The sequence below is a fragment of the Albidovulum litorale genome (assembly GCF_025751495.1).
Lineage (GTDB): Bacteria > Pseudomonadota > Alphaproteobacteria > Rhodobacterales > Rhodobacteraceae > Albidovulum > Albidovulum litorale.
The window spans coordinates 365,504-387,176 of the sequence record NZ_JAOWKZ010000005.1 but is presented as its reverse complement, the minus strand read 5'-3'; the positions used below and the strand labels follow the sequence as shown (position 1 = coordinate 387,176).

21 protein-coding genes are annotated in these 21,673 nt (G+C 62.3%); 15 read left to right on the top strand and 6 right to left on the bottom strand.

Annotated elements, in window-relative coordinates; translation table 11 throughout:
* Positions 1 to 7 precede the first annotated feature (7 nt).
* From OEZ71_RS19745 to OEZ71_RS19720, 6 genes are read left to right on the top strand one after another with little or no spacing between them, the layout of a single operon-like run.
* A complete protein-coding gene (locus OEZ71_RS19745) occupies positions 8 to 1,003 on the top strand; it encodes an ABC transporter substrate-binding protein (protein WP_263741800.1) in 996 nt (331 codons plus the stop codon).
* Positions 1,004 to 1,061: 58 nt separating this feature from the next.
* Positions 1,062 to 1,829 carry an ABC transporter ATP-binding protein gene (locus tag OEZ71_RS19740; RefSeq protein WP_263741799.1) on the top strand — a complete coding sequence of 256 codons (768 nt, stop codon included), beginning with the start codon at positions 1,062 to 1,064 and terminating at the stop codon, positions 1,827 to 1,829.
* A gap of 16 nt (positions 1,830 to 1,845) precedes the next feature.
* On the top strand, positions 1,846 to 2,622 hold the full coding sequence (locus OEZ71_RS19735; protein WP_263741798.1) for an ABC transporter permease: 777 nt from the start codon (positions 1,846 to 1,848) through the stop codon (positions 2,620 to 2,622).
* Positions 2,623 to 2,639: 17 nt separating this feature from the next.
* Positions 2,640 to 4,142 carry an aldehyde dehydrogenase gene (locus OEZ71_RS19730; RefSeq protein WP_263741797.1) on the top strand — a complete coding sequence of 501 codons (1,503 nt, stop codon included), beginning with the start codon at positions 2,640 to 2,642 and terminating at the stop codon, positions 4,140 to 4,142.
* Positions 4,142 to 5,050 carry an NAD(P)-dependent oxidoreductase gene (locus OEZ71_RS19725; protein WP_263741796.1) on the top strand — a complete coding sequence of 303 codons (909 nt, stop codon included), beginning with the start codon at positions 4,142 to 4,144 and terminating at the stop codon, positions 5,048 to 5,050. Before OEZ71_RS19730 ends, OEZ71_RS19725 begins: the two co-directional genes overlap by 1 nt.
* A complete protein-coding gene (locus OEZ71_RS19720; protein WP_263741795.1) occupies positions 5,050 to 6,252 on the top strand; it encodes a mandelate racemase/muconate lactonizing enzyme family protein in 1,203 nt (400 codons plus the stop codon). The genes OEZ71_RS19725 and OEZ71_RS19720 overlap by 1 nt, the downstream gene beginning before the upstream one ends.
* A gap of 96 nt (positions 6,253 to 6,348) precedes the next feature.
* Here OEZ71_RS19720 and OEZ71_RS20295 read toward each other — a convergent pair whose 3' ends face one another.
* A complete protein-coding gene (locus OEZ71_RS20295; RefSeq protein WP_412175664.1) occupies positions 6,349 to 6,501 on the bottom strand; it encodes an integrase core domain-containing protein in 153 nt (50 codons plus the stop codon).
* A 188-nt stretch (positions 6,502 to 6,689) separates the two neighbouring features.
* Here OEZ71_RS20295 and OEZ71_RS19715 point away from each other — a divergent pair, with 188 nt between their 5' ends.
* From OEZ71_RS19715 to OEZ71_RS19685, 7 genes are all read left to right on the top strand, one after another.
* Positions 6,690 to 7,796, top strand: coding sequence for a hypothetical protein (locus OEZ71_RS19715; protein WP_263741794.1), 1,107 nt, complete (start codon positions 6,690 to 6,692; stop codon positions 7,794 to 7,796).
* A 146-nt stretch (positions 7,797 to 7,942) separates the two neighbouring features.
* The gene (locus OEZ71_RS19710) at positions 7,943 to 9,157 is read left to right on the top strand and encodes an MBOAT family O-acyltransferase (RefSeq protein ID WP_263741793.1); all 1,215 of its coding nucleotides are present in this window, start codon (positions 7,943 to 7,945) and stop codon (positions 9,155 to 9,157) included.
* 9 nt (positions 9,158 to 9,166) lie between these two features.
* Entirely contained in the window at positions 9,167 to 10,732 is a 1,566-nt protein-coding gene (locus OEZ71_RS19705) for an amino acid adenylation domain-containing protein (protein ID WP_263741792.1), read from the top strand.
* 15 nt (positions 10,733 to 10,747) lie between these two features.
* Positions 10,748 to 10,990 carry an acyl carrier protein gene (locus OEZ71_RS19700; RefSeq protein ID WP_263741791.1) on the top strand — a complete coding sequence of 81 codons (243 nt, stop codon included), beginning with the start codon at positions 10,748 to 10,750 and terminating at the stop codon, positions 10,988 to 10,990.
* 15 nt (positions 10,991 to 11,005) lie between these two features.
* Positions 11,006 to 11,917 (top strand): sulfotransferase family protein, encoded by a 912-nt coding sequence (locus tag OEZ71_RS19695; RefSeq protein WP_263741790.1) that lies wholly within the window; start codon positions 11,006 to 11,008, stop codon positions 11,915 to 11,917.
* Between the two features lie 336 nt (positions 11,918 to 12,253).
* Positions 12,254 to 13,648, top strand: coding sequence for a helix-turn-helix domain-containing protein (locus tag OEZ71_RS19690; RefSeq protein ID WP_263741789.1), 1,395 nt, complete (start codon positions 12,254 to 12,256; stop codon positions 13,646 to 13,648).
* Between the two features lie 19 nt (positions 13,649 to 13,667).
* Complete coding sequence (locus OEZ71_RS19685; protein WP_263741788.1) at positions 13,668 to 14,117, top strand: CoxG family protein; 450 nt, start codon at positions 13,668 to 13,670, stop codon at positions 14,115 to 14,117.
* A gap of 117 nt (positions 14,118 to 14,234) precedes the next feature.
* Here OEZ71_RS19685 and OEZ71_RS19680 read toward each other — a convergent pair whose 3' ends face one another.
* Complete coding sequence (locus tag OEZ71_RS19680) at positions 14,235 to 14,474, bottom strand: YdcH family protein (protein ID WP_263741787.1); 240 nt, start codon at positions 14,472 to 14,474, stop codon at positions 14,235 to 14,237.
* Positions 14,475 to 14,657: 183 nt separating this feature from the next.
* Here OEZ71_RS19680 and OEZ71_RS19675 point away from each other — a divergent pair, with 183 nt between their 5' ends.
* Positions 14,658 to 15,791 (top strand): aminodeoxychorismate synthase component I, encoded by a 1,134-nt coding sequence (locus OEZ71_RS19675; protein WP_263741838.1) that lies wholly within the window; start codon positions 14,658 to 14,660, stop codon positions 15,789 to 15,791.
* Complete coding sequence (locus tag OEZ71_RS19670) at positions 15,755 to 16,390, top strand: aminotransferase class IV (RefSeq protein WP_263741786.1); 636 nt, start codon at positions 15,755 to 15,757, stop codon at positions 16,388 to 16,390. The genes OEZ71_RS19675 and OEZ71_RS19670 overlap by 37 nt, the downstream gene beginning before the upstream one ends.
* A 108-nt stretch (positions 16,391 to 16,498) precedes the next feature.
* On the opposite strand, the gene OEZ71_RS19665 is transcribed toward OEZ71_RS19670, so the two are convergent.
* From OEZ71_RS19665 to betI, 4 genes are all read right to left on the bottom strand, one after another.
* Positions 16,499 to 17,632, bottom strand: coding sequence for a lytic murein transglycosylase (locus OEZ71_RS19665; protein WP_263741785.1), 1,134 nt, complete (start codon positions 17,630 to 17,632; stop codon positions 16,499 to 16,501).
* 170 nt (positions 17,633 to 17,802) lie between these two features.
* Positions 17,803 to 19,458 carry a choline dehydrogenase gene (gene betA / locus OEZ71_RS19660; RefSeq protein ID WP_263741837.1) on the bottom strand — a complete coding sequence of 552 codons (1,656 nt, stop codon included), beginning with the start codon at positions 19,456 to 19,458 and terminating at the stop codon, positions 17,803 to 17,805.
* A 75-nt stretch (positions 19,459 to 19,533) separates the two neighbouring features.
* Positions 19,534 to 20,988: a betaine-aldehyde dehydrogenase gene (gene betB, locus OEZ71_RS19655; protein ID WP_263741784.1), complete on the bottom strand. Its 1,455-nt coding sequence runs from the start codon at positions 20,986 to 20,988 to the stop codon at positions 19,534 to 19,536.
* Positions 20,985 to 21,563, bottom strand: coding sequence for a choline-binding transcriptional repressor BetI (gene betI / locus OEZ71_RS19650; protein WP_263741783.1), 579 nt, complete (start codon positions 21,561 to 21,563; stop codon positions 20,985 to 20,987). Before betI ends, betB begins: the two co-directional genes overlap by 4 nt.
* Positions 21,564 to 21,673 lie beyond the last annotated feature (110 nt).

Below are 21,673 nucleotides of genomic sequence, written 5' to 3'. Positions count from 1 at the left end.
GACTGGAATGACCAAGATGAAAGCAATGTTTGCTGCTGCCGTGACGCTGACCGCGTTCACCGGGGCGGCCATGGCCCAGGACGATGTGCGTCTGCGGCTGAACTGGATGTATTATGGCTCTCACGCTGGCTTCGCCTATGGTAAGGATATGGGCATCTACAAGGATGCCGGGATCAACCTCGATATCCGCTCCGGCAACGGCTCGTCCTCGGCCCACCGGCTGGTCGCCAACGGCGACAGCGATTTCGCCTATGGCTCCTGCGGCGCACTCGTCAACCTCGCCTCACAAGGGGCCGAGATCATCTCTGTCGGCGTGATCGACGCGATGGGGTCCGAGGCGATCCTTGTCCGGCCTGACAGCGGCGTGAAGGAAATCGGCGATCTGAAGGGCAAGAAGCTGCTGACCACGGCGAATGCCGGTGTGAACACCTTCTTTCCGATCGTCCTAGCCAATGCCGGGCTGACGGCAGAGGACATCAACCTGACGAACGTGCCGGACGGGGCGCTGGTGTCGAGCTATCTGCAAGGCGCAGGCGACGCCGTTGGCATATTGGGCGGCATCGACGACAAGCCGGCCGAGATCAAGGCCAATGGCGGCGAGCCGCCGGTAATTTTCCCCTACAGCGACTTTGGGGTAAACCAGGTCGGCTACTGCATCTCGACCCGCAAGGACCTTGTCGCGAACAATCCCGACCTCGTGAAACGCTTTGTCGGTGCGACGATGAAAGCCTATGCCGCCACCGAGGCCGATCCGGATGCCGCCGTGAACGCCATGGCCGACATCGTCGGCGGCACCATGGCCGAGGATGAGGGTAAGGCGCAGTCGCGCGCCGTGCTCGACGTGACACTGGGCCTGCTCTACTCGAATGCCAATACCGACCGGAAGATCGGTCTGAACGTGGCGTCCGACTGGGAGGGCATGGTTGCCCTGATGAAGGAATACAACGACCTTGATCCGAACGCGGATCCGGCGTCGTTCTATACCAACGACTTCATCGAGTGACCTATTGCGCCGGGGGCGCGCTCCCTGCCCCCGGCGCCTTCATTAACGGAAATCGGACATGTCGACCCTGATTGATCTCGCCGGTGTGACGAAAGTCTTCGGCTCCGGCGCCGGAGCGGTGCATGCCTTCGGGCCGGTCGATATGACCATCGAGGACGGCGAATTCATCTCGCTTCTGGGCCCCTCGGGCTGCGGCAAGTCCACGCTGATGCTGATGATCGCGGGACTGCTGAGTATCACCAAAGGCGAAATCACACTCGCGGACCGCAAAGTGACGGGACCGCAGACCGATATCGGCATCATGTTTCAGGACAATACGCTAGTGCCCTGGCGCACCGTGCGCGGTAATATCGACCTGCAACTGGAGATGCGCGGCATCGACCCGGCCAGCCGGGAGGACGACGTCGAGGAACTCTTGCGCTCGGTCCATCTGCAGGATTTTCAGGAGCGCTTTCCACACGAACTGTCTGGCGGCATGCAGCAACGCGCGGCCTTCTGTCAGGCGATGGTGCACAAGCCGAAAACGATGCTTCTCGACGAACCCCTCGGCAAACTCGATGCGATGACGCGTGAAAACATCCGCAAGGACCTGCAATCGCTCTGGATGCAGAAACGGCCCACGGTGGTCTTCGTAACCCATTCAATCGAAGAGGCGATCCAGCTTTCGACCCGCGTCGCGGTCATCACACCAAGACCCGGACGGATCGAGCGGATCATCGACATCGACCTGCCCTTCCCGCGCGACTTCGATGTCAAAAGCTCGCCCGAGTTCACCGCCTATGTGCGCGAAACACAGGAGATTTTCCGCAATTATGGCGTCATCTGACAAACCGTCCCTGCTGATGCGTGCATCCGACACGATTGTGCGGTCGTGGATGTTCATCGCCTTCTTCATCGGCTTTTTCCTGTTCTGGGAATATGCCGTCGTCTGGTTCGACATCCCGCGCTACATCCTCACACCGCCCTCGCTGATCGTGCAGAAAGGCGCCGCCGATCTGGACCGGCTGCTCTATTACACCTACGTCACCGGGCTGGAGACCGTGCTGGGCTATGTCGTCGCTATCGTTCTTGCCCTGCCCATCGGTCTGGCGATCGCCTTCTCGACGATCCTGAGGCGCACCATCTATCCGTTCCTTGTCTGTATCGAGATGGTGCCGAAGATCGCCTTCGCGCCCTTGTTCATCTCGTGGCTGGGTTTCGGCCTTCTGCCCAAGGTGATCATCGTCTTCCTCGTCTGCTTCTTCCCCATCGTCCTGAATGCGATCCTCGCGTTCAATTCGCTTTCTGAGGAACTGACCCGCTTCGCCCGCTCGACCGGGGCGAGCGTCTGGACCACCTTCCTCAAGATCCGCCTGCCCGCCGCCTTGCCGCAATGCTTCGTCGGCTTCAAATACGCCGCGATCAACGCCACCGTCGGCGCGGCGATCGCCGAGTTCATCGGTTCGGACGAGGGGCTGGGTTTCTACATCCAGATCGTGACCGGCAACATGCGGCCCGATCTTGCCTTCGCGGGGATCTTCTTCCTGACGCTGCTCGGACTCGGCCTTTTTGGCATCGTGACGCTGGCCGAACGGCTGCTCATCCCCTGGCACATCTCGGTCCGCCGGACCGCACATTGACAGAAGCGGAGGTTTCCATGTCATTGACGAAAGCACAGGCACAGAACATCGCGTCGAGCCTCAAACCCGAAACCCGCGCCTTCATCGCGGGCCGCTTCGCCGATGCCTCGGACGGGGGAAGCTTCGCCACGATCAATCCCGCGACGGGTGAGACGCTGACGTCGGTCGCCCATTGCACCGGCACCGATGTGGATCGCGCCGTTGCGGCGGCGCGCCGGGCCTTCGACGACGGCGTCTGGTCACGCGCCGCGCCCGAGGAACGCAAGGCTGTGCTGCTGAAACTCGCCGATCTGGTGCGCGAACATCGTGAGGAGCTGGCAGTTCTCGAAAGCCTCGACAGCGGCAAGACCATCACCGATTGCCTGCACGAGATCGGCAACGAAGTGCCGACCTTCTTCCAATGGTATGCCGAGCTTGCCGACAAGAGCTTTGGCAAGGTCGCGCCCACGGGTGAGGAGAACCTCGCGCTCATCGTCAAGGAACCGGCCGGTGTCGTCGGGCTGGTCCTGCCGTGGAACTTTCCGCTACTGATGGCGGCCTGGAAACTCGCGCCCGCGCTCGCCGCGGGATGCTCCTGCATCGTGAAACCTGCCGAACAGACACCGCTCACAGCCCTGCGTCTGGCGGAATTGGCGCGCGAGGCCGGGGTGCCGGACGGTGCCCTGTCGGTCTTGCCCGGACTGGGAGAGACGACCGGACAGGCCATCGGCCGGCACCCCGACATCGATATCGTTTCCTTCACCGGCTCGACCGAGGTCGGCGGCTATTTCCTGCGCTATGCGGGTGAGAGCAACCTTAAGGTCATCGGGCTGGAGATGGGGGGAAAGAGCCCCTTCATCGTGCTCGACGATGCCGACCTGAATGATGACCTCATCGAACATGCCGCCATGTCGGCCTTCTGGAACGGCGGGCAGAACTGCTCGGCCAACATGCGGCAACTGGTGGATGCGAAGCTGGCGGATGAGTATGCCGATCGGATCATTGCCCGCGCGAAAGAATTCGTGGTCGGCGATCCGCTCGATCCCGATACCTCCATCGGTGCGATGGTCACGGTCGAACATCAGGATCGGGTCATGTCCTATATCGGCAAGGGCAAGGCCGAAGGCGCGCGGCTTTTGACCGGTGGCGACGCCTTCTGGCCGGGCTGCTTCATCCAGCCAGCCGTCTTCGCCGACCTGACGCCTGACATGACCATCTCGCGCGAGGAAATCTTCGGCCCGGTCCTTGGCATCCTGCCGGTCAAGGGCATGGACGAGGCTTTGCAGATCGCACGGGATTCCGAATATGGTCTGCACGCCTCGGTCTTCACCCGCGACATTGACCGCGCGATCCACATGGCGCGTCGACTGCCTTGCGGCACCGTCTCGGTCAACGGTTTTTCCGAGGGAGACGTCAAAACACCCTTCGGCGGCTACAAGAAATCCGGCTCGCTCTCACGCGACAACGGGGCCGAGGCGATGGATCAGTACCTTCAAACCAAGACGATCTGGATCTGCACCTCGCAGCCCAGGGCCGCCTGATGGAAATAGCCGTCTGCCTTCCACTGAACGAGGCGCAACAGGTCCGTCTCAGACGCGGGGTCGGTGATGCGACGCTGCGGCTCTGCGATCCGGCCGATCCCTTCGACGCGCCGATCATGTTCGGGAATCCGGAGCCGGAGGTCGTTGCCGCCAATGCGAGCCTTCGCTGGCTGCAGCTGGAATCGGTGGGCTTCGGTGAATATACCGGACTGGACTGGTCGCGATCGGAAGGTCTTGTGCAGGTCACGAACCTCGCCGGGTTCTTCGCCGATCCGGTGGCCGAGACCGCCCTTGCGGGCATCCTTGCGCTTCAGCGCGGGATCGACCGGCTGAAGGGCCTCAGGGCGGCAGGCGACTGGGTCGGCGACCCGGTCCGGGCGGAACTGCGGCTTCTGACCGGGGCGCGTGTGGTCCTCTTCGGACGGGGGGCGATCAATGGGCGGCTGGCAGAGTTGCTGGCGCCGTTCCGCTGCACAATCACGACCTTCGGGCGCGACTGGATGGCCGCAGCACTGGACGCAGCAATGGCCGAGGCCGATGTGGTCGTCGTCACCGTCCCGCATACGCCGCTGACGGCGGACCTTTTCGATGCCACCCGCATTGGGGCGATGAAACAAGGTGCGATCTTTTGCAATCTCGGCCGGGGGTCACTGGTTGACGAGGCAGCCCTTGCTGCTGCTCTGGTTTCCGGGCACCTTTCCGGCGCCGTCATCGACGTGACGCGGGATGAACCCTTGCCCGAAGGGCATCCGTTCTGGACCACACCCAACACCATCCTGACCCAGCATTCGGGCGGCGGTACGGCCGACGAGATCGACCGCAAGATCGACTGGTTCCTCGACAATCTTTCCCGCTTCCGTACTGGCCAGCCACTGCGCGGGGCGATCGACTTTGCCAAGGGGTACTGATGCCAAAGATCACAAATATCCGCTGCCTGCTCCTCTCGTCACCCTATGCCGATGCGGATGACCCCGAAATCAAGGAATGTTTCCCGAACGGGCCCAAGCGCACCATCGGCATGGTCGAGGTGACGCTCGATAACGGCGTGACCGGACTTGGCGAAGGCTACCTTGCCGTCTTCGCCCCCAAGGTCTTCCAGTCCATCGTCGAGCTGTGCGCGCCGCAGGTCATGGGCAAGGACGGGTTCGACATCGCCGCACGGCTGCGCGATCTGCGGTCGCTCTGCGATTACTGGTCATTGCAGGGGGCTGCCCGCCACGTCATCGCCGCCTTTGAGATCGCGCTCTGGGATGCCAAGGGCAAGTCCCTCGGCAAGCCCGCCTACGATCTTCTCAGCGACGGGCCGAAGGCCGACGCAATCCGCATCTATGGTTCAGGCGGCTGCTGCGACCGCAAGGAACAGTTCCTGCGCGAACTGGACCTGCTGGAGAGCCTCGGTATCACCATCTTCAAGATGCGCTCGGTCAAGCATGACATCCTGCGCACCGCCTGGGTGCTGGAGGAAGCCGGGCGGCGCGGCATCGAGGTCGGCGTCGACATGTGCCAGAACCTCGCCGATCCGCCGCAGGCTGTGGATGATGTGGTGCGCTTCGTCGAGGCCGTCCATGCGAAGACCGATTTCCGCATGGTTTTCGTCGAGGAGGCGATCGGCCCCGATGCGCCGGAAGGGTTCAGGGAACTGCGTTCCCGCATCGACGTGCCGGTCTGCGGCGGCGAGATCATCACCACGCCGAAGGAGATGATCGAGCGGCTGAACAACGATGTCTACGATTTCGTGCAGCCCGACGCCTCGGTAATGGGCGGGATATCGGCGGTGATGGACGTCTTCGCGGCAGCCAAGGCGAAGGGCACCGATGTGGTCGTCCATGCCTGGGGCGGCGCGGCGGCGATCATGGCCTCCTACCACGCCGCCTTCGCGGCCGGTGGGAAGCTCGTCGAGTTCCCGATGCTCGACTTCCCGCTTGGGCGCGAGATGATGGGCGATCAGGCCAAGATCGTGGACGGCAAACTGCTGCGCCCCACCGCGCCCGGACTCGGCCTGACACTCACGGCAGACATGGAAGCGCGCTACCCGTTCGACGAAACCGCCGTCTATTCCTGCGCGTTGCTGGACTATGGTCCTCCCCCTGACAGCTATTGGGCGCGCTGACACCTAGCCCGGCAACCGCCAGTCAGTCTGGAAGATGCAGGTTACGCCGCCTTCGTCCTCGCCGTAATTGTATCGACCCAGCGGAGTCTGCTCAGGTTAAGCTGCTAATCTGAATGCCTCTGCGGGTGTCCGCATGGCAAGTGCCTGATGCGGGCGTCTGTGGTTGTAGAACTGGATCCAGTCGCCAATCACACGGCTGGCGTGGGCCAGGCTTTCGAAGCGGTGACGATAAACGCATTTCTCGTTCAGCGAGCGGAAGGGCGCGCTGACATCGGTTACATCGCAGGGTTAACGCGACAAGCCAAAACTGATTGTTTAGAGCCCAATTTTTATTGATCCGATCTTTTCTTCAGCAGTTTACATTCGAAAATTCTTTGTCTTGAGAGAGTGCATCGTTTTATCGTCATGTATTGTGGGAAGTGGGGACTTCGGCCGGAATGAAAACCGAAGCAAACAGCGAAGACAGAACGACCTTTCATGCTCTGCTGCACGGGATGGTCGAACCTTCATTGCTGTCGGTTGGAACGTCGATTGCAGTGCTTGTAGTCGCATTCGCGAGTTATTGCCTCGTGTTTGGCTCCAACTTCACGGCGTCGCGTTTCTACCGGCTTCAGATGGCCGATACGCAGGATGTACAGACACTTGTTACCCACAAGGTTCTTTCTCGTGCCAACAGTGGCCAACCCGGCATTGTGATCCTCGGAACATCCGTGCCCGTGCGGTGCGTTGAGTCCGAGGAACTGATAACGCGTCTGGTCGAAGAGAAGACGGGAACAAGACTTGTTGCGCACGACCTCGCCACGGACGCTCAGTCAACGTGGGAAATGGCAGCGATTCTCGATCGGCTTCAGCCAGGCCCAGGGAGTGTGATCGTCATTGCCCTGACCCCAGGCGTCCTTGAGACCGCAGGTTACGGACCTGACGGACATCTGCGGGAATTGGTGAAGTGGCCCAAGCTTGGCTTTACGTCCGCAGCATTTGACGAAGAAGCACGTCGAGCCGGAGTGGACGTGCCCGTTCGAACGGGCATTCATGCAATCGACAACGCGGGTTTCATACTGTCCCGCCGGAAGGTGATGCTCAAAAATCTCCTTTGGGGCGGGTACGACTATGCGGATCCGTTGACCGCGCCGTGGTACGATCACGTCAACCGGCCCGAATTCTGGAACGAAGAGATTGCCCGGATCGGAAAGCATGCGAAGGCTTATGTAGCCAATTCTCAGTCCAATTACGAAGTCATCCGGCGCTTTGTGGAGCGCCTGCGCGAAACACGAGATATACGCGTCGTGATCATGGAGGCACCAGTCAATCCGGGATGGTTTTCCGTGCCTGCCGGTGCGGAGTTCTTTGGGCGGTATCGCGACGATCTGAAGCGGTTTGCTGACGGGCTGGATGCCAACTTCATCAGCGCAACGGACAGCGCAGAGTTGACACGGTCAGATTTCGTGGATTTCGAAGGCCACCTGGGAAACGCGCAAGCGCGGCGCCGCTGCTCCGAGGTTATTTCCCTAAGCGTTGCTCAAGCGATCGGAGTGTCTCAGTGAAGGACCATAGGGCAAACACCACTCCGGCGAGACGACTGGGGGCGATCATTCAGGGTGTCGTAATTGGCTTGCTGCTTTCTGCAGCGGTGACTGAAATGTGGGCGAAGGCAGGCGATGTACGGATCTTTCGGTATCAGAATTTTTGAGTGCGCTGGAAAAGGCAACACATGATTCAAAGCCCTTGGTTTTGGTTGGTTCTTTTTGGCTCGGCCGTTGCGTTCTGGCTTTTGCCGCAGCGCTTCAGGTTTCCGTTCCTGTCGGCGACGTCGTTCCTCTACCTAGCTTCGCTCGAGCCGGTCGGCGTTCCGATCTTCATGGTATGGACGGTGTTGTTCTTTTTCGTCGCACCCGAGGCGCTTCGTGAGAGGCGCTACGCGAAACTGGCCCTGATCGGGTTGGTTCTGTCGATACTCGGATATCTGTGCTGGGAGAAATATCTCCCCGTCCTCCTTGCAGCGATGAGCGACGCCACGCCCGGCGTCGCGATCGCGGCGCCGCTCGGGATAAGCTATTTTACCTTCAAACTGATCCACTATGCGGTCGAGACCGCGCGCGGCAACATCAAGAACAGGTCGCTCCCGACCTTCTTCACCTACATCTTCCTGTTTCCGATCTTCACGGCGGGACCGATCGAGAGGTTCGACCACTTCACATCCAACCTCGAGCACAAGTTCAGCGGCCAGATGACCGCTGAAGCCCTGACGCGCATCGCTTACGGGCTGATCAAGATCATGCTGATCGCCAAGCTCGTATCGCCGGACCACGTGGGCTTCGGCATTCCGAACAGCGCGGAGGCGCTGGTATCAAGCCTTAACGACGTCGGCGCGTTGAAAGTCTGGGCGTTCCTCGCGCTGACCTACCTGTATGCCTATCTGGATTTCAGCGCCTACACCGACATTGCCATCGGTGCCAGCCTCCTGTTCGGAATTCGGATCATGGAAAACTTCCGATTCCCGATCCTGGCGGTCAACATCTCCGATTTTTGGAAACGATGGCACATGACTCTGGCCGGTTGGTGCCAGAATTACGTTTATCTTCCGGTCTTGGCCCGGACACGTACGCCTTATCTTGCTGTCTATGCTACATTTATCGCCATGGGTATTTGGCATGGCGCGGCATTTGGATGGCTGTTCTGGGGGCTCTACCACGCCTCCGGCGTGGCGCTCTACATGACCTGGGTGCGCTACGCGCGGCGGTACGAATGGTGGCGTGCGGGCGTGCGCAGCCGCTGGAAGTACGTCGGCATTCCTTTCACCTTCGCGTTCGTGACCGGCAGCTACGCTTTCTCGTCGACGGGTGGCGGCGCGTTCGTATCCATTCAGGTCTTTCTGGCGCTGTTTGGCATAAGGCTCGGGGGCTAGAATAAGGTCATGGCCGGATGGTTGCTTGACGGTTTCCTTGCTTCCGCGCGTCGTCTTCCGGGTCGGCCTGCGCTTTCGCTCGGCGAGGAGGAACTGAGCTATTCGGACCTCGAAGCGCGGGCCATGGACATCGCGACAGCACTCGCGGAACGGCCTCGCGGCGGACGGCGGCTGACCGGCGTTCTGGCTACCCGTTCGGTCGGCGCCTATGCCGGCGTCCTTGGCGCGCTCTTTAATGGGGATGGCTACCTGCCCCTCAATCCGAAATTCCCGGTCGCCCGTCTGGGCTACATGATCGCCCACGCGGGCATAACGCGGCTCGTTACCGACGCCAGTGCCGCATCGGTTCTGGACGCGGTCCTCGATCAGGCGGCGGGCCTGGTCGTCGTCGTTGCCGACCGGAACGACGTACGCGACCTTGCCGGGCGACACCCGCGGCACCGGGTGCTTCCTGGTCGAGGGCGAGCTGCGGGTTTCAGCGCTCCGACACCGCCGGCGGACAATGCGATGGCCTATCTTCTCTACACCTCCGGCAGCACGGGCCAGCCGAAGGGCGTCATGGTGTCCCACGCCAATGTCGCGCATTTCCTGGACTGCTGCGAAAACCGGTACCAGCTTTGTGAGACCGACCGTTTCTCCCAGATGTTCGACCTCGGGTTTGATCTGTCGGTCTTCGATCTGTTCGTTGCGTGGAAATCCGGCGGGTGCGTGTGCTGTCCGGGACCCGGTGAACTGATGCTTCCGGCCGACTACATTCGGCGCTCGGGAATCACGGTCTGGTTCTCGGTGCCATCCGTCGCGGTTCTCATGAACCGCCTCAGGCAGATGGAACCGGGGGCGTTTCCGCAATTGAAGCTGTCGTTGTTCTGCGGTGAAGCGTTGCCCGGCGAAGCCGCCGCAGCATGGGCCGCCGCCGCGCCGAACTCGATCGTCGAGAACCTTTACGGACCGACGGAGGTCACGCTGGCCTGTATGGCACACCGATGGACCGCCGCAGATGCTGGCAAGGCAATCGTTCCAATCGGGTCTCCCTTTGCCGGAATGAACGCGCGCGTGGTTTCGGCGGACCGGACGCCGGTTGGGCCGGGTGAGGTCGGCGAGTTGATGATGTCGGGGCCTCAGGTGGCCCTCGGATACCTTGATGACAAGGCGAAGACGGACGCGGCGTTCATCGTGGATCCAGCCACCGGCGGGCGCTGGTATCGCACTGGCGACCTGGTGCGACTGCCAGATGATGTTTCGGAACCATTTGAGTATCTCGGCCGACTCGATCACCAGATCAAGCTCCACGGACATCGGATAGAATTGGGCGAGATCGAGGTGGCTTTGAAGGAAGCGTCAGGTGCGGCGCAGGCTTTGGTCGTGCCGTGGCCGGTCAACGGCAAGACCGTCGCGGGGTTGGCGGCGTTTCTGGAATGCGACGCAATAGACGAAAAGTCCGTGCTGCACCGTTTAAGGCAGAGGTTGCCGGACTATATGATTCCCAAGGCGATCCATGCCGTTCCGAGCTTTCCTCTGACATCGAACCTGAAGGTCGACCGGAAACAGCTCATGGCACAATTTTCGACAACCTGACGAGGTGAATTGAATATGAACTTTCAACGGAATGACTTGATCGGATTTCTGAAGGGCGCTTTGAACGTCGACGTGTCGGACGTGGAGGACGACACGCTTTTGTTCAGCACCGGAGTCATCGATTCATTCTCAATGATCGAATTGATCACGTACATCGAATCCACGACCGGGCCGTCGATTCCGCCGGGTGACATCACGCTTGAGAACTTCGACTCGATCGGGCGCATACTTTCATACGTAAACTCGCGCGCCGCGTAGACGGTGGAGACCAGAATGACCGACCAGGTGCGTGAAGGCGTGGTACTGTTCGGATGCCCGCGATCCGGAACCACGTTGCTGCGCCGGCTCTTGGATGCGCACCCTTCGTTTGCAGCGCCAGGCGAAACCTATGCGCTCACTTCCGCGGCGCGGTTTCTCGAAGGCGAACGGATGGTCGACGGGCTGGAAGTCGGTGTTGTGAACGGTCTTGGGTTTCTCGGTTTCAGCTCCGATGAGGTTGTCGGCCGGTTGAGGGACCTCGTGTTCAGCTTCCGTCGCGAACACGCCGCGAGCGAGGGCAAACCTCGTTGGGTGGAAAAGACAGCAGTGGATGCGTTTCACCTTGCGACCATTCATCGGCTGTGCGCGGACCGCGTTCAGTATGTGTGCATCGTGCGGCACGGCTTGGATGTCGTGTGCTCAATGCAGGACTGGATTGGAAAGTCCCAAGCCTATCCATCCGAACTACATCGCTACATCCGTGAGAATCCGCGGCCGCTCCACGCCTTTGCCCGCGCCTGGGTCGACGCGACGAACGCCATCCTGGACTTTGCCGAAAGCAATCCCGAGGATGCATGTCTGTTGCAATACGAAAACCTGGTCGCTGATCCGAACAGCAATCTCGCGGCCCTTTTCGAGTTCCTCGGAGAGGACTATGTCGCCGCATCGCTCTCCACAGCGCTTACCGGTAAGGATTCCAAGGGGTTCAGTGACTGGAAGAGCTTTGCCCGGTCCGCAATCGAAGATGCCAGCGTTGGCCGTTGGAAGACGGTACTGTCGCGGGAAACTGTCATGGAATTATCAGAAATCGTAAACCCGACACTGAGGCGGATTGGGTACGAACCTGTGGTCGGCGGCGGCACTCAGGACGAGGCGCAGAAGCGCCGGCGTTACGAAATCGGCTTGGCGTTGCAGAAACTCAAGTAACTGGTCGTCGATTGCCAAGACGAGGGGTACTGATCCCAGGCATCGGCATCGGTGATTTCATTCTCGATGCGCATAAACTCACAGGGTCAGACTGGGAAGTTTAGATCATGGCGAGAGCAGCGCGCCGAATGCCATTCGTGCGCACATTGAATGTTTCGGAACCGCGCCACTTAGGATTTTAGTGCTTGAATCGAGAGTGGTGCAATCTTGCTTACTCAATTGCTCGCTCTGGCATCTGAACCATCTGCCGGAGATCGCCGTCACACGCGCCAATCCCCTTGGCGACCGGATTTGCAAAGGCTATCGTCCGCTTCGCAAAGCCCCGGGGGAAGGATGATGGCCACCCAGAAACTCTATGCCGGTGTGAAGCTGCGCGAAACGCGCAACCGTCTGGGGCTGACGCAGAAGGCTTTCGCCGCCAAGCTCGGCGTGTCGCTGCCCTATCTGAACCAGATGGAGAACAATCACCGCCCGGTCTCCGCCGCCGTGGTGCTGGCGCTGGCGGGGGAATTCGGCCTCGATGTAACTGAACTTTCCTCGGGCGATGCCGAACGGCTCGTCTCGGATATGCGCGAGGCGCTGGCCGATCCGGTCTTTGCCGACAGCGCACCGCCACTCGCCGATCTCAGGCTCGCTGCCTCGAATGCGCCGATGCTGGCGCGTGCATTTCTCGAACTGCACCGTGCCTACCGGCAGACCCATGAACGGCTCGCCTCGCTCGACGAGGCGCTGGGCCGCGAGGAAAGCCCCGCCCGCGCCTCGCCCTGGGAAGAGGTGCGCGACTTCTTCCATTATTGCGACAACTATCTCGACGCGGTCGACCGCGCCGCCGAACGCTTTGCCGAGGCGCAGGGCCGGGGCGCCGACCCCGAGGCCCGGGCCCGCGCGGCTCTGGCCGAAAAGGGGATCGAGGTGGTGCTGTCCGATGACAGCGACATCCGTGCGGTCGCCGACCGGCGCATCACGCTTTCCACCCGCTCCGCGCCCGAAACCCGGCGCTTCCAGCTTCTGCACCAGCTTGCCCTCGTGACCCAGAACGAGCTTTTGGAAGCGACGCTGGACCTCGCGCGCTTTCAGTCGGAAGCCGCCCGCTCCATCGCCAAGATCGGGCTCGCCAACTATTACGCCGGGGCGGCACTTCTGCCCTACCGCACCTTCCTTGAGGCGGCAGAGGAAACCCGGCACGATCTGGAGCGGCTCGCCGACCGCTTCGGCGCCTCGATCGAACAGGTCGCCCACAGGCTCTCGACGATGCAGAGGCCGGGGCTGAAGGGCATCCCCTTCTTCTTCGTCCGCGTCGATCAGGCTGGCACGATCACCAAGCGCCATTCGGCGACACGTCTGCAATTCGCCCGGTTTGGCGGCGCCTGCCCCCTTTGGAACGTGCACCGTGCCTTTGAAACGCCGGGCCGCTTTCTGAGGCAACTGGCCGAGACGCCGGACGGGGTACGGTATCTCTGCCTTGCCCGCGACGTCTCGAAACCCGGTGGGTCGTTCCACGCACCGGTCCGGCGCTACGCGATCGGACTTGGCTGCGAGGTGAGCCACGCCAAGGGCCTCGTCTATGCCGACGATCTGGACCTGACGAATTCCCGCGCCTTCGAGCCGATCGGTATTTCCTGCCGCATCTGCGAAAGGAAGGATTGCCACCAGCGCTCGGTTCCGCCGCTGGAACGTCGGCTGCGCGTCAATCCCGACCGGCGCGGCCTCCTGCCCTACGAAATCGACTGAAACGCAAAGGACGCAGTAAATGGACCTGACCGGCAACCGCATCATCGCCGCCCCCCGCGCCACGGTCTGGGCGCGGCTCAACGATGCCGAAACACTGAAAGCTGCCATTCCCGGCTGCACCGAACTGACCGGCTCACCAGAAGAGGGGTTCAGCGCAACCGTCGTGCAGAAGGTCGGCCCGGTTAAGGCGACCTTCAAGGGCAGCGTCACGCTGTCGGACATCGTTGCGGGCCAAAGCTACACGATCACCGGCGAAGGCTCGGGCGGGGTCGCGGGCTTTGCCAAGGGCGCGGCGAAAGTGCGGCTGGCGGATGCCGAAGGGGGCACCGATCTCGTCTATGAGGTCGAGGCCCGGGTCGGCGGCAAGATCGCCCAGCTTGGCGCCCGCCTGATCGACGGGTTTGCCCGCAAGATGGCCGACCAGTTCTTCACCCGCTTTCAGGAAGCGGTGGAACCGCCGACGGAATAGGCCCTTGCCCCAAAACGTGGGACCGGAAGGATTTTGAACCAAAATCCTTCCGGCAGGCGTAAAAAGTTTTGACCAAAACTTTTTCGCGCCCCGCCCTGATTATCCGGTGCCCCGTTGTCAGACCGCCGCCAGCATCCGCGCGATCTCATCCTTCAAATGGGCACGTTTCTTTCGCATCTCGGTTTCAACCATGTCGGCAACCGGCTCGACCCCGGTCTCGGCACGGTGCACATCGCGATTGACCGCATGGTATTCCTCGGCCAGCCGGGCGAAATGCGCGTTCGAGACCTTCAGCTCGTGGATCTTGTCGGCTTCGGCGGGAAACTCTTCATGCAGTTCATGCGGGGTATTCGACATCATCGCGCTCCATATTGACGTTCCCCCGATTTATGGAAGGTCGCTGCACCGCAAACCTTGACCTCGGTCAAACCGGCATCCCCTGTCGACGCGAATGACATGAAAAGCGACGGCAACGCGCTTGCGCTCGCGGGCCCAAGCGCCCAAGTTCGCCGCGCGATTCCCAAGGCGGTGACGACCCGTATGATCCTGCTCGAACATGGCCCGGACGGCGCGCCTGCGCTCTTCGACCGCCCCCGGCGGCTGATCCGTGCTGACGGGCCGGAGGAGGTCGCACCCGCGCTTGCCGCCCTCGACAAGGCGCAAGCCGACGGGCTTTGGATCGCAGGTTTCGCATCCTATGAGCTTGGCTATGCGCTCGAACCACGCCTTGAGGCCCTAATGCCTGAGGGGCGCCGCGTACCGCTTCTGGCCTTTGGCATCTACGACGCGCCCAAAAACGCTGGTGGCGCACTTGCAGAGGCCGCCGCCGAAGCCGGTGCGGCGCGCCTCAGCCGCCCCGAGCCGGTCTGGAGCGCCGCAGATCACGGCGCAGCGCTGGCGCGCATCCATGACTACATCGGCGCCGGGGATATCTATCAGGCGAACCTGACGATGCAGATGTGGGCCACGCGGTCCGGCAGCGCACTTGGACTATACGGCGCACTTGCAGCGCGGCAGCCGGTCCGCCACGGCGCCTTCGTGGCACTCGACGATCTGCCAGTCCTCGTCTCGCGCTCACCCGAGCTTTTCTTCGCGACCGATGCCCGGGGCCGGATCGAGACCCGGCCAATGAAGGGCACCGCACCCCGCGCCTCCAACCCTGCCCATGATGCGGCGCTAAAGATGGAGCTTCAGCAAAGCCTTAAGAACCGCGCCGAAAACCTTATGATCGTTGATCTTTTGCGCAACGATATATCGCGCATCTGCGAAATCGGTTCGGTCAGGGTGCCCGAACTTTACGCCATCGAAAGCTATGCCACCGTGCATCAGATGGTCAGTCGCGTGACCGGACAGCTACAGCCCGGCACCGAACCCTCGGCGCTCTTTCGTGCGCTCTTTCCCTGCGGCTCGATCACCGGCGCACCGAAGATCCGCGCGATGGAGATCATCCGCGAACTCGAATCCGGTCCCCGCGGCGCCTATTGCGGCGCGATCGGCTGGATGGGGCCGGATGGCGCATCCAGTTTCAATGTCTCAATCCGCACCTTGACACTTTACGGCGAGACGGAAGTGGAGTTCGGTGTGGGCGGGGGCATCGTAGCCGATTCCACTGCGGCGGGCGAATATGAGGAGGCGCTGTGGAAAGCCCGATTTGCCGAGCTGATACAAGACTGATCGAAACCTTCGGCTGGGATGGCGACTGCTTTTCCTGGCTGAACGCCCATCTGGCCCGCGCCCGTGCCTCTGCTGCCGCGCTGGGCTTTACCTGGGACCAGACCGCCATCGACACGGCGCTCGCGACCGTGACCGGCACAAGGCCGCTCCGTGTGCGGCTGACCATCGGTCGGGCGGGTGATGCCGAGGTTACGACAAGCCTGCTGACCCCGAACCCGCCTGAATGGCGGGTGATCCTTGCCAGCGAAAAGCTCAACCCCGACGCGCCCCTCCTTGCACACAAGACGACCGAACGCGCGCTCTATGACCAGACCCGGGCCACCTTGCCCACCGGAATCGACGAGGCGCTGTTCCTCAACACGCGCGGCGAGGCGGCCGAAGGCACGATCACCAATCTCTTTGCCGATTTCGGCAACGGCCTTGTGACGCCGCCGCTCACCTCCGGCTGCCTCCCGGGCATCCTCCGCGCTGAATTGATCCATGAGGGCCGCGTCCGCGAAAAGGTGGTCCGCGCCAAGGACCTGCCCCGTGCGCGCCGCCTGTTCATGGGCAACGCCCTGCGCGGTCTCATCCCCGCCCGGTTGGTGCCCACAGCCTGATCCACTGATTTCTTCTGTTTGCAAATACTCCGGGAGGGTCCGGGAGGGCAGCGCCCTCCCGGCGGGTCGGCCCGCCGAAGGCGGGACGAAACAAGGTGTCAACGTCTCCTAAAGCGCCCGCAGCAGCGTAAGCGATGGCTCACCCGTCACCGCAAGGCCACGGGAGGCCTGATAAGCGCTGATTGCCTCGCGGGTCTTCGGCCCGATCACGCCATCGGTGCCGCCGGTATCAAAGCCTCGCGCGGTCAGGCCGCGCTGCAAAGCGATGCGGTCGGCCTTGCTCATGCCATAGGCATCGGGCGGGAACGTGCCACGCAAGGGTCCCGCTCCGCCGATCCGGTCGGCCAGATGCCCCACCCCGATCGCATAGGCATCGGAATTGTTGTAGCGCTTGATCGCCGTGAAATTCCCGGTCACGGCAAAACGCGGGCCGCCCGGCTGTGGCTGGATCACGTTGCCCGCAGCGCCCTCGCCCGCCTCGGCGCCCCAGCGGACGCCGCGCTGCCAGCCGCTCCGCGACAGATAGGCGGCAGTGGAGGCGAGCGCATCACTCGGGTCCTCGGACCAGATATCGCGCCGCCCGTCACCGGTGTAGTCGACCGCATAGGCGAGATACGAAGTCGGGATGAATTGGGTATGCCCCATCGCACCCGCCCAGCTTCCGGTCATCCGCTCGGTCGTGATGTCGCCGTTCTGCAGGATCTTCAGCGCCGCGACGAGCTGGCTTTCGAAGAACGCACCCCGCCGCCCGTCATAGGCGAGCGTCGAAAGGGCCGAGATCACCGGCACATCGCCGCGCCTCTCGCCGTAGAAACTCTCCAGCCCCCAGATTGCCGTGATGATATGGGCATCGACACCGTAACGCGCCTCCAGCGCCGACAGCGTGGCCCCGTGACGGGCATAGGCCGCCCGGCCCTTCGCCACCCGCTCGTCCGAAACCGCGATGGAAAGATAGTCCTCCAGCGTGCGCGTGAACTCCGTCTGGTTACGGTCGCGCTCGATCACGCCGGGCAGGAACCCCGCATTGCGAAATCCCGCGGCGAAGGTCGCGTCGGATATGCCGTAGCCCCCGGCCCGCGCCCGGAACCCCGCGACCCAGGCGTCATAGCCGGAATTGGCCACGGGGCGCAGATCAGCCGCCAGTCCCCCGGTGTTGCGCGAGGCGATGGGGGCCGTGCTGGTGCAGGCGGCAAGCCCGAAGGCGGTGAGAGAGAATGTGAAATGCCGTCTGCTGATATCCATGATCCTGCCTGCCATTTGCTCTTTTCACCGATGGTACCCGAACGGGTGGCAGGCGCAATCCGGGGCGCGGACCCGGTGGCCAGGTTTCGCGCAGGCGCCATCCCGCGCCCGACATCTGTCGGGACGGATGCTGGACGGATACCAGACGGCAATCGGACGCGGGCCAGCGCTCAACGCTGCGCGGTTTTCCAGCGCGGCGAATTCCACGGCTCGGAATTGGCGGGGGCGAGCATGCCCCTGCCCAGCACGTGATCGGCGGCCTTCTCGCCCACCATGATCGAGGGCGCGTTGAGGTTGCCGTTGGTGATGCGCGGGAAGATCGAGCTGTCGGCGACGCGCAGCCCCTCGATCCCGATCACCCGGCACTCCGGATCGACCACCGCCATTGGATCGTCACGCCGCCCCATCTTCGCCGTGCCGCAGGGGTGATAGGCGCTTTCGGCGTGCTCGCGGATGAAGGCGTCGATTTTTTCATCGCTTTCAACGCCTTGACCGGGCTGAATCTCATGCTTGACGAAAGGCTCAAACGCCTCCTGCGCGAAGATCTCGCGCGTCAGGCGTACGCATTTGCGGAACTCTTCCCAATCGTCGGGATGGGACATGTAGTTGAAGCGGATCACCGGCGCTTCGCGCGGATCGGCGGAACGAAGCGTCACGGCGCCGCGCGATTTCGACCGCATTGGCCCGGTATGGGCCTGAAAGCCATGACCCTCGGCTGCCGCCTTGCCGTCATAGCGCACCGCGATCGGCAGGAAATGGTACTGGATATCGGGGTAGTCGACCCCCTTGTCCGACCGGATGAAGGCGCAGCTTTCAAACTGGTTCGAGGCACCGAGACCGGTGCGGGTAAAAAGCCACTGCGCGCCGACAAAGGCCTTACCCCAGAGGTTCCAGTATTTATAAAGCGTGATCGGCTGTTTTGAGGCAAATTGCATATAGATTTCAAGGTGATCCTGCAGGTTCGCACCCACCCCCTTGCGGTCCGCAAGAACCCCGATCCCGTGTTCCGCCAGGTGCGCGGCGGGTCCAATACCGGACAGCATCAGAAGCTTCGGCGTATTGATCGAGGACGCCGCAAGCACCACCTCGGCGCGGGCCGTGATCACCTCGACCCGGCCGGACCGCTCGACCTCGACGCCGACCGCCCTGCCCTCGCGGATCACCACCTTGCGGGCAAAAGCCCGAACCAGAGTGCAGTTCTCGCGCTTAAGCGCGGGCTTCAGATAAGCATTTGCCGCCGACCAGCGCTGGCCCTTGTGAATCGTCGCTTCAAAGGGGCCAAAGCCTTCCTGCTTCTCGCCGTTATAATCCTCGGTAACCTCGTAACCCGCCTGCCGCCCGGCTTCGACAAAGGCATGAAAAAGTGGGTTCTTGCGTGGCCCGCGCGAGACATGGAGGGGGCCGGAATTGCCCCGGAACTCACTGGCCGCGCCATTGCCGCCATGCCAGGTCTCCATCCGCCGGTAATAGGGCAGGACATCGGCATAGGACCAGCCCGAGGCCCCCGCCTCGGCCCAGTGGTCGAAATCCTTGGCGTGACCGCGCACGAAGACCATGCCGTTGATCGAGGAGGAACCGCCGATCACCTTCCCGCGCGGCGTGGCCAGTTGCCGGTTGTTCAGATTCGGCTCGGGCTCGGACCGGAACCCCCAGTCATAGAGCGACATGTTCATCGGATAGGAGAGCGCCCCCGGCATCTGGATGAAGGGCCCGGCATCGGTGCCGCCATGTTCGATGACGATCACGGATTTCCCGGCCTCGGCCAGCCGATAGGCCATGGCGCAGCCACCGGACCCGGCACCTACAACGACATAATCGGCTTCCATCATCGTCTCCACTTCATCCCGGGTGAACACCGTCACCCGCATTTCTTTTGGTTCCAGACCTCGCCGCCTGACCTCTCAGTAGGGCGCCTCGACCGCGCCCATGCCGACATAGATCGACTTCACCTGACTGTAGTGCTCGATCGCCTGTTTCGAATTCTCGCGCCCGACGCCTGACAGCTTCACCCCGCCAAAGGGCGCCTCGACCGGCGCGAGGTTATAGGCGTTGATCCAGCAGGACCCGGCCTGAAGCCGGGCAATCACCCGATGCGCACGGGTCAGATCACGGGTGAAGATGCCCGCTGACAAGCCGAATTCCGTTGCGTTGGCGCGGGTTACAACCTCTTCCTCATCTTCGAAATCCAGCACCGCCATCACCGGACCAAATATCTCTTCCCGCGCGATGGTCATCGCATCGCTGACATCGGCGAAGACCGTCGGTTCCAGATAGAAGCCGGAATTGACCGGCCCGCGCCCGCCGCCGGTGATCAGCCGCGCCCCCTCGTCCTGACCCTTCCGGACATAGGACAACACCTTCTCAAGCTGTGCCTCGGATACCAGCGGCCCCATCTGCGTCGCCTCATCCAGAGGATCGCCCAGACGGATCGCCTGCGTGCGCTCCTTCAGCCGGGCAAGGAACTGCTCCTTGATCCTTTTCTGAACAAAGACACGGGTGCCGTTCGAACAGACCTGACCCGAGGAATAGAAGTTCCCGAGCATCGCGCCGCCCACCGCATCCTCGATATCGGCGTCGTCGAAGACGATAAGCGGCGACTTACCGCCCAGTTCCATCGTCACATGACGCATGCCTGCTGCGGCGGTTGCATAGACCTTCTTGCCGGTTTCGACGGATCCGGTCAGCGAGACCTTTGCCACACGCGGGTCAGAGATCAGCGCGCCGCCAACCGCGCCGCGCCCCTGAACGACGTTATAGAGCCCGGAGGGCAACCCGGCCTCAACCAGAATTTCAGCAACTTTCAAGGCAGATAGCGGCGTAACTTCAGAAGGCTTGAAGACCATCGCATTGCCGAGCGCCAAGGCAGGCGCGCCTTTCCAGCAGGCGATCTGGGTCGGATAATTCCAGGCACCGATGCCGACGCAAACACCCAGAGGCTCGCGGATCGTATAGACGAAATCGCGACCAAGCGGGATCGTTTCGCCAGTAACGGTCGGCGCCAAACCCGCGAAATATTCCAGCGCATCGGCCCCCGACGTCGCATCGGCCACCAGCGTTTCCTGCAGGGGCTTGCCGGTATCGAGTGTCTCAAGCTCCGACAGGTCCCGGTTCCGCTCGCGCATCATGTCGGCGGCGCGGCGCAGGATGCGGGCGCGTTCGACCGGCGGGCGGGCCGCCCAGTCCTTCTGAGCGCGCGCAGCCGAGGCCAAAGCCCGGTCGATGACCGCAGGCGTCGCCTCGTGCACCCGAGCAAGCACCTCGCCCGTCGCCGGATAGACGACGTCGATCGCCGCCCCGGACTTGTCTTCCAGATAGGCGCCATCGACGAAATGGCTGGCTGTCGGTTGCGCCTTCATCGGGCCTCCAGTTCGCGGTCGAGATAGTCGGTGACGATGGCGGCGGCGGCTACACCGTCGGGTGTGCCGTGCTTCAACGCCTCGCGGATATAGACGCCGTCGATCATCGCACCGATGCCGCCTGCCAGCGCCCCCGCCCGGTCGCCAACCAGCGGCTTTAGTGCATGGACAAGGTTCGACTGCATCCGCCGCTGATAGACCTGCAGAAGCCGCGCGGCCTCTTCCTGCTGCTGCGCCAGAACGTAGAAATTCAGCCAGGCTCCGATCACCTCACGCCGGAAATTCGAGGTGGTGAAGCTCGCCCGGATGATGCCGTTGATCCGGCCCCGCTCATCATCGGCGGCGGCCAGCGCACCGCGCACCTCGGCCCCGTAGAGCGTCAGGACATGGCGCATCGCGGCGAGGAAAATCTGTTCCTTCGATCCGAAATAGTGATGCGCGAGGGCCGAGGACATGCCAGCACGTTTCGCGATCTGGCTGACCGTCACGTCGAGCGAACCGGTGCGGCCGATCTCGGTGATCGTCGCCTTGACCAATGCCGCCTTGCGAATCGGCTCCATCCCAACTTTCGGCATGACTCGCCCCTTTCCAACGATTCCCTCGCTATCCGACCTTTTATTGACTCGTCAATCAAGAAAAATCGACCCAGGAACGTCGTTTCTTTCAGAATCCCCGTCTCTGAACT

What these genes read in the sequence shown, in the direction of transcription:
- OEZ71_RS19745 (WP_263741800.1), top strand. Translation starts at nt 8, where the DNA reads ATGACCAAGATGAAAGCAATGTTTGCTGCTGCCGTGACGCTGACCGCG.
- OEZ71_RS19740 (WP_263741799.1), top strand. Translation starts at nt 1,062, where the DNA reads ATGTCGACCCTGATTGATCTCGCCGGTGTGACGAAAGTCTTCGGCTCC.
- OEZ71_RS19735 (WP_263741798.1), top strand. Translation starts at nt 1,846, where the DNA reads ATGCGTGCATCCGACACGATTGTGCGGTCGTGGATGTTCATCGCCTTC.
- OEZ71_RS19730 (WP_263741797.1), top strand. Translation starts at nt 2,640, where the DNA reads ATGTCATTGACGAAAGCACAGGCACAGAACATCGCGTCGAGCCTCAAA.
- OEZ71_RS19725 (WP_263741796.1), top strand. Translation starts at nt 4,142, where the DNA reads ATGGAAATAGCCGTCTGCCTTCCACTGAACGAGGCGCAACAGGTCCGT.
- OEZ71_RS19720 (WP_263741795.1), top strand. Translation starts at nt 5,050, where the DNA reads ATGCCAAAGATCACAAATATCCGCTGCCTGCTCCTCTCGTCACCCTAT.
- OEZ71_RS19715 (WP_263741794.1), top strand. Translation starts at nt 6,690, where the DNA reads ATGAAAACCGAAGCAAACAGCGAAGACAGAACGACCTTTCATGCTCTG.
- OEZ71_RS19705 (WP_263741792.1), top strand. Translation starts at nt 9,167, where the DNA reads ATGGCCGGATGGTTGCTTGACGGTTTCCTTGCTTCCGCGCGTCGTCTT.
- OEZ71_RS19700 (WP_263741791.1), top strand. Translation starts at nt 10,748, where the DNA reads ATGAACTTTCAACGGAATGACTTGATCGGATTTCTGAAGGGCGCTTTG.
- OEZ71_RS19695 (WP_263741790.1), top strand. Translation starts at nt 11,006, where the DNA reads ATGACCGACCAGGTGCGTGAAGGCGTGGTACTGTTCGGATGCCCGCGA.
- OEZ71_RS19690 (WP_263741789.1), top strand. Translation starts at nt 12,254, where the DNA reads ATGGCCACCCAGAAACTCTATGCCGGTGTGAAGCTGCGCGAAACGCGC.
- OEZ71_RS19685 (WP_263741788.1), top strand. Translation starts at nt 13,668, where the DNA reads ATGGACCTGACCGGCAACCGCATCATCGCCGCCCCCCGCGCCACGGTC.
- OEZ71_RS19680 (WP_263741787.1), bottom strand. Translation starts at nt 14,474, where the DNA reads ATGTCGAATACCCCGCATGAACTGCATGAAGAGTTTCCCGCCGAAGCC.
- OEZ71_RS19675 (WP_263741838.1), top strand. Translation starts at nt 14,658, where the DNA reads ATGATCCTGCTCGAACATGGCCCGGACGGCGCGCCTGCGCTCTTCGAC.
- OEZ71_RS19665 (WP_263741785.1), bottom strand. Translation starts at nt 17,632, where the DNA reads ATGGATATCAGCAGACGGCATTTCACATTCTCTCTCACCGCCTTCGGG.
- betA (WP_263741837.1), bottom strand. Translation starts at nt 19,458, where the DNA reads ATGGAAGCCGATTATGTCGTTGTAGGTGCCGGGTCCGGTGGCTGCGCC.
- betB (WP_263741784.1), bottom strand. Translation starts at nt 20,988, where the DNA reads ATGAAGGCGCAACCGACAGCCAGCCATTTCGTCGATGGCGCCTATCTG.
- betI (WP_263741783.1), bottom strand. Translation starts at nt 21,563, where the DNA reads ATGCCGAAAGTTGGGATGGAGCCGATTCGCAAGGCGGCATTGGTCAAG.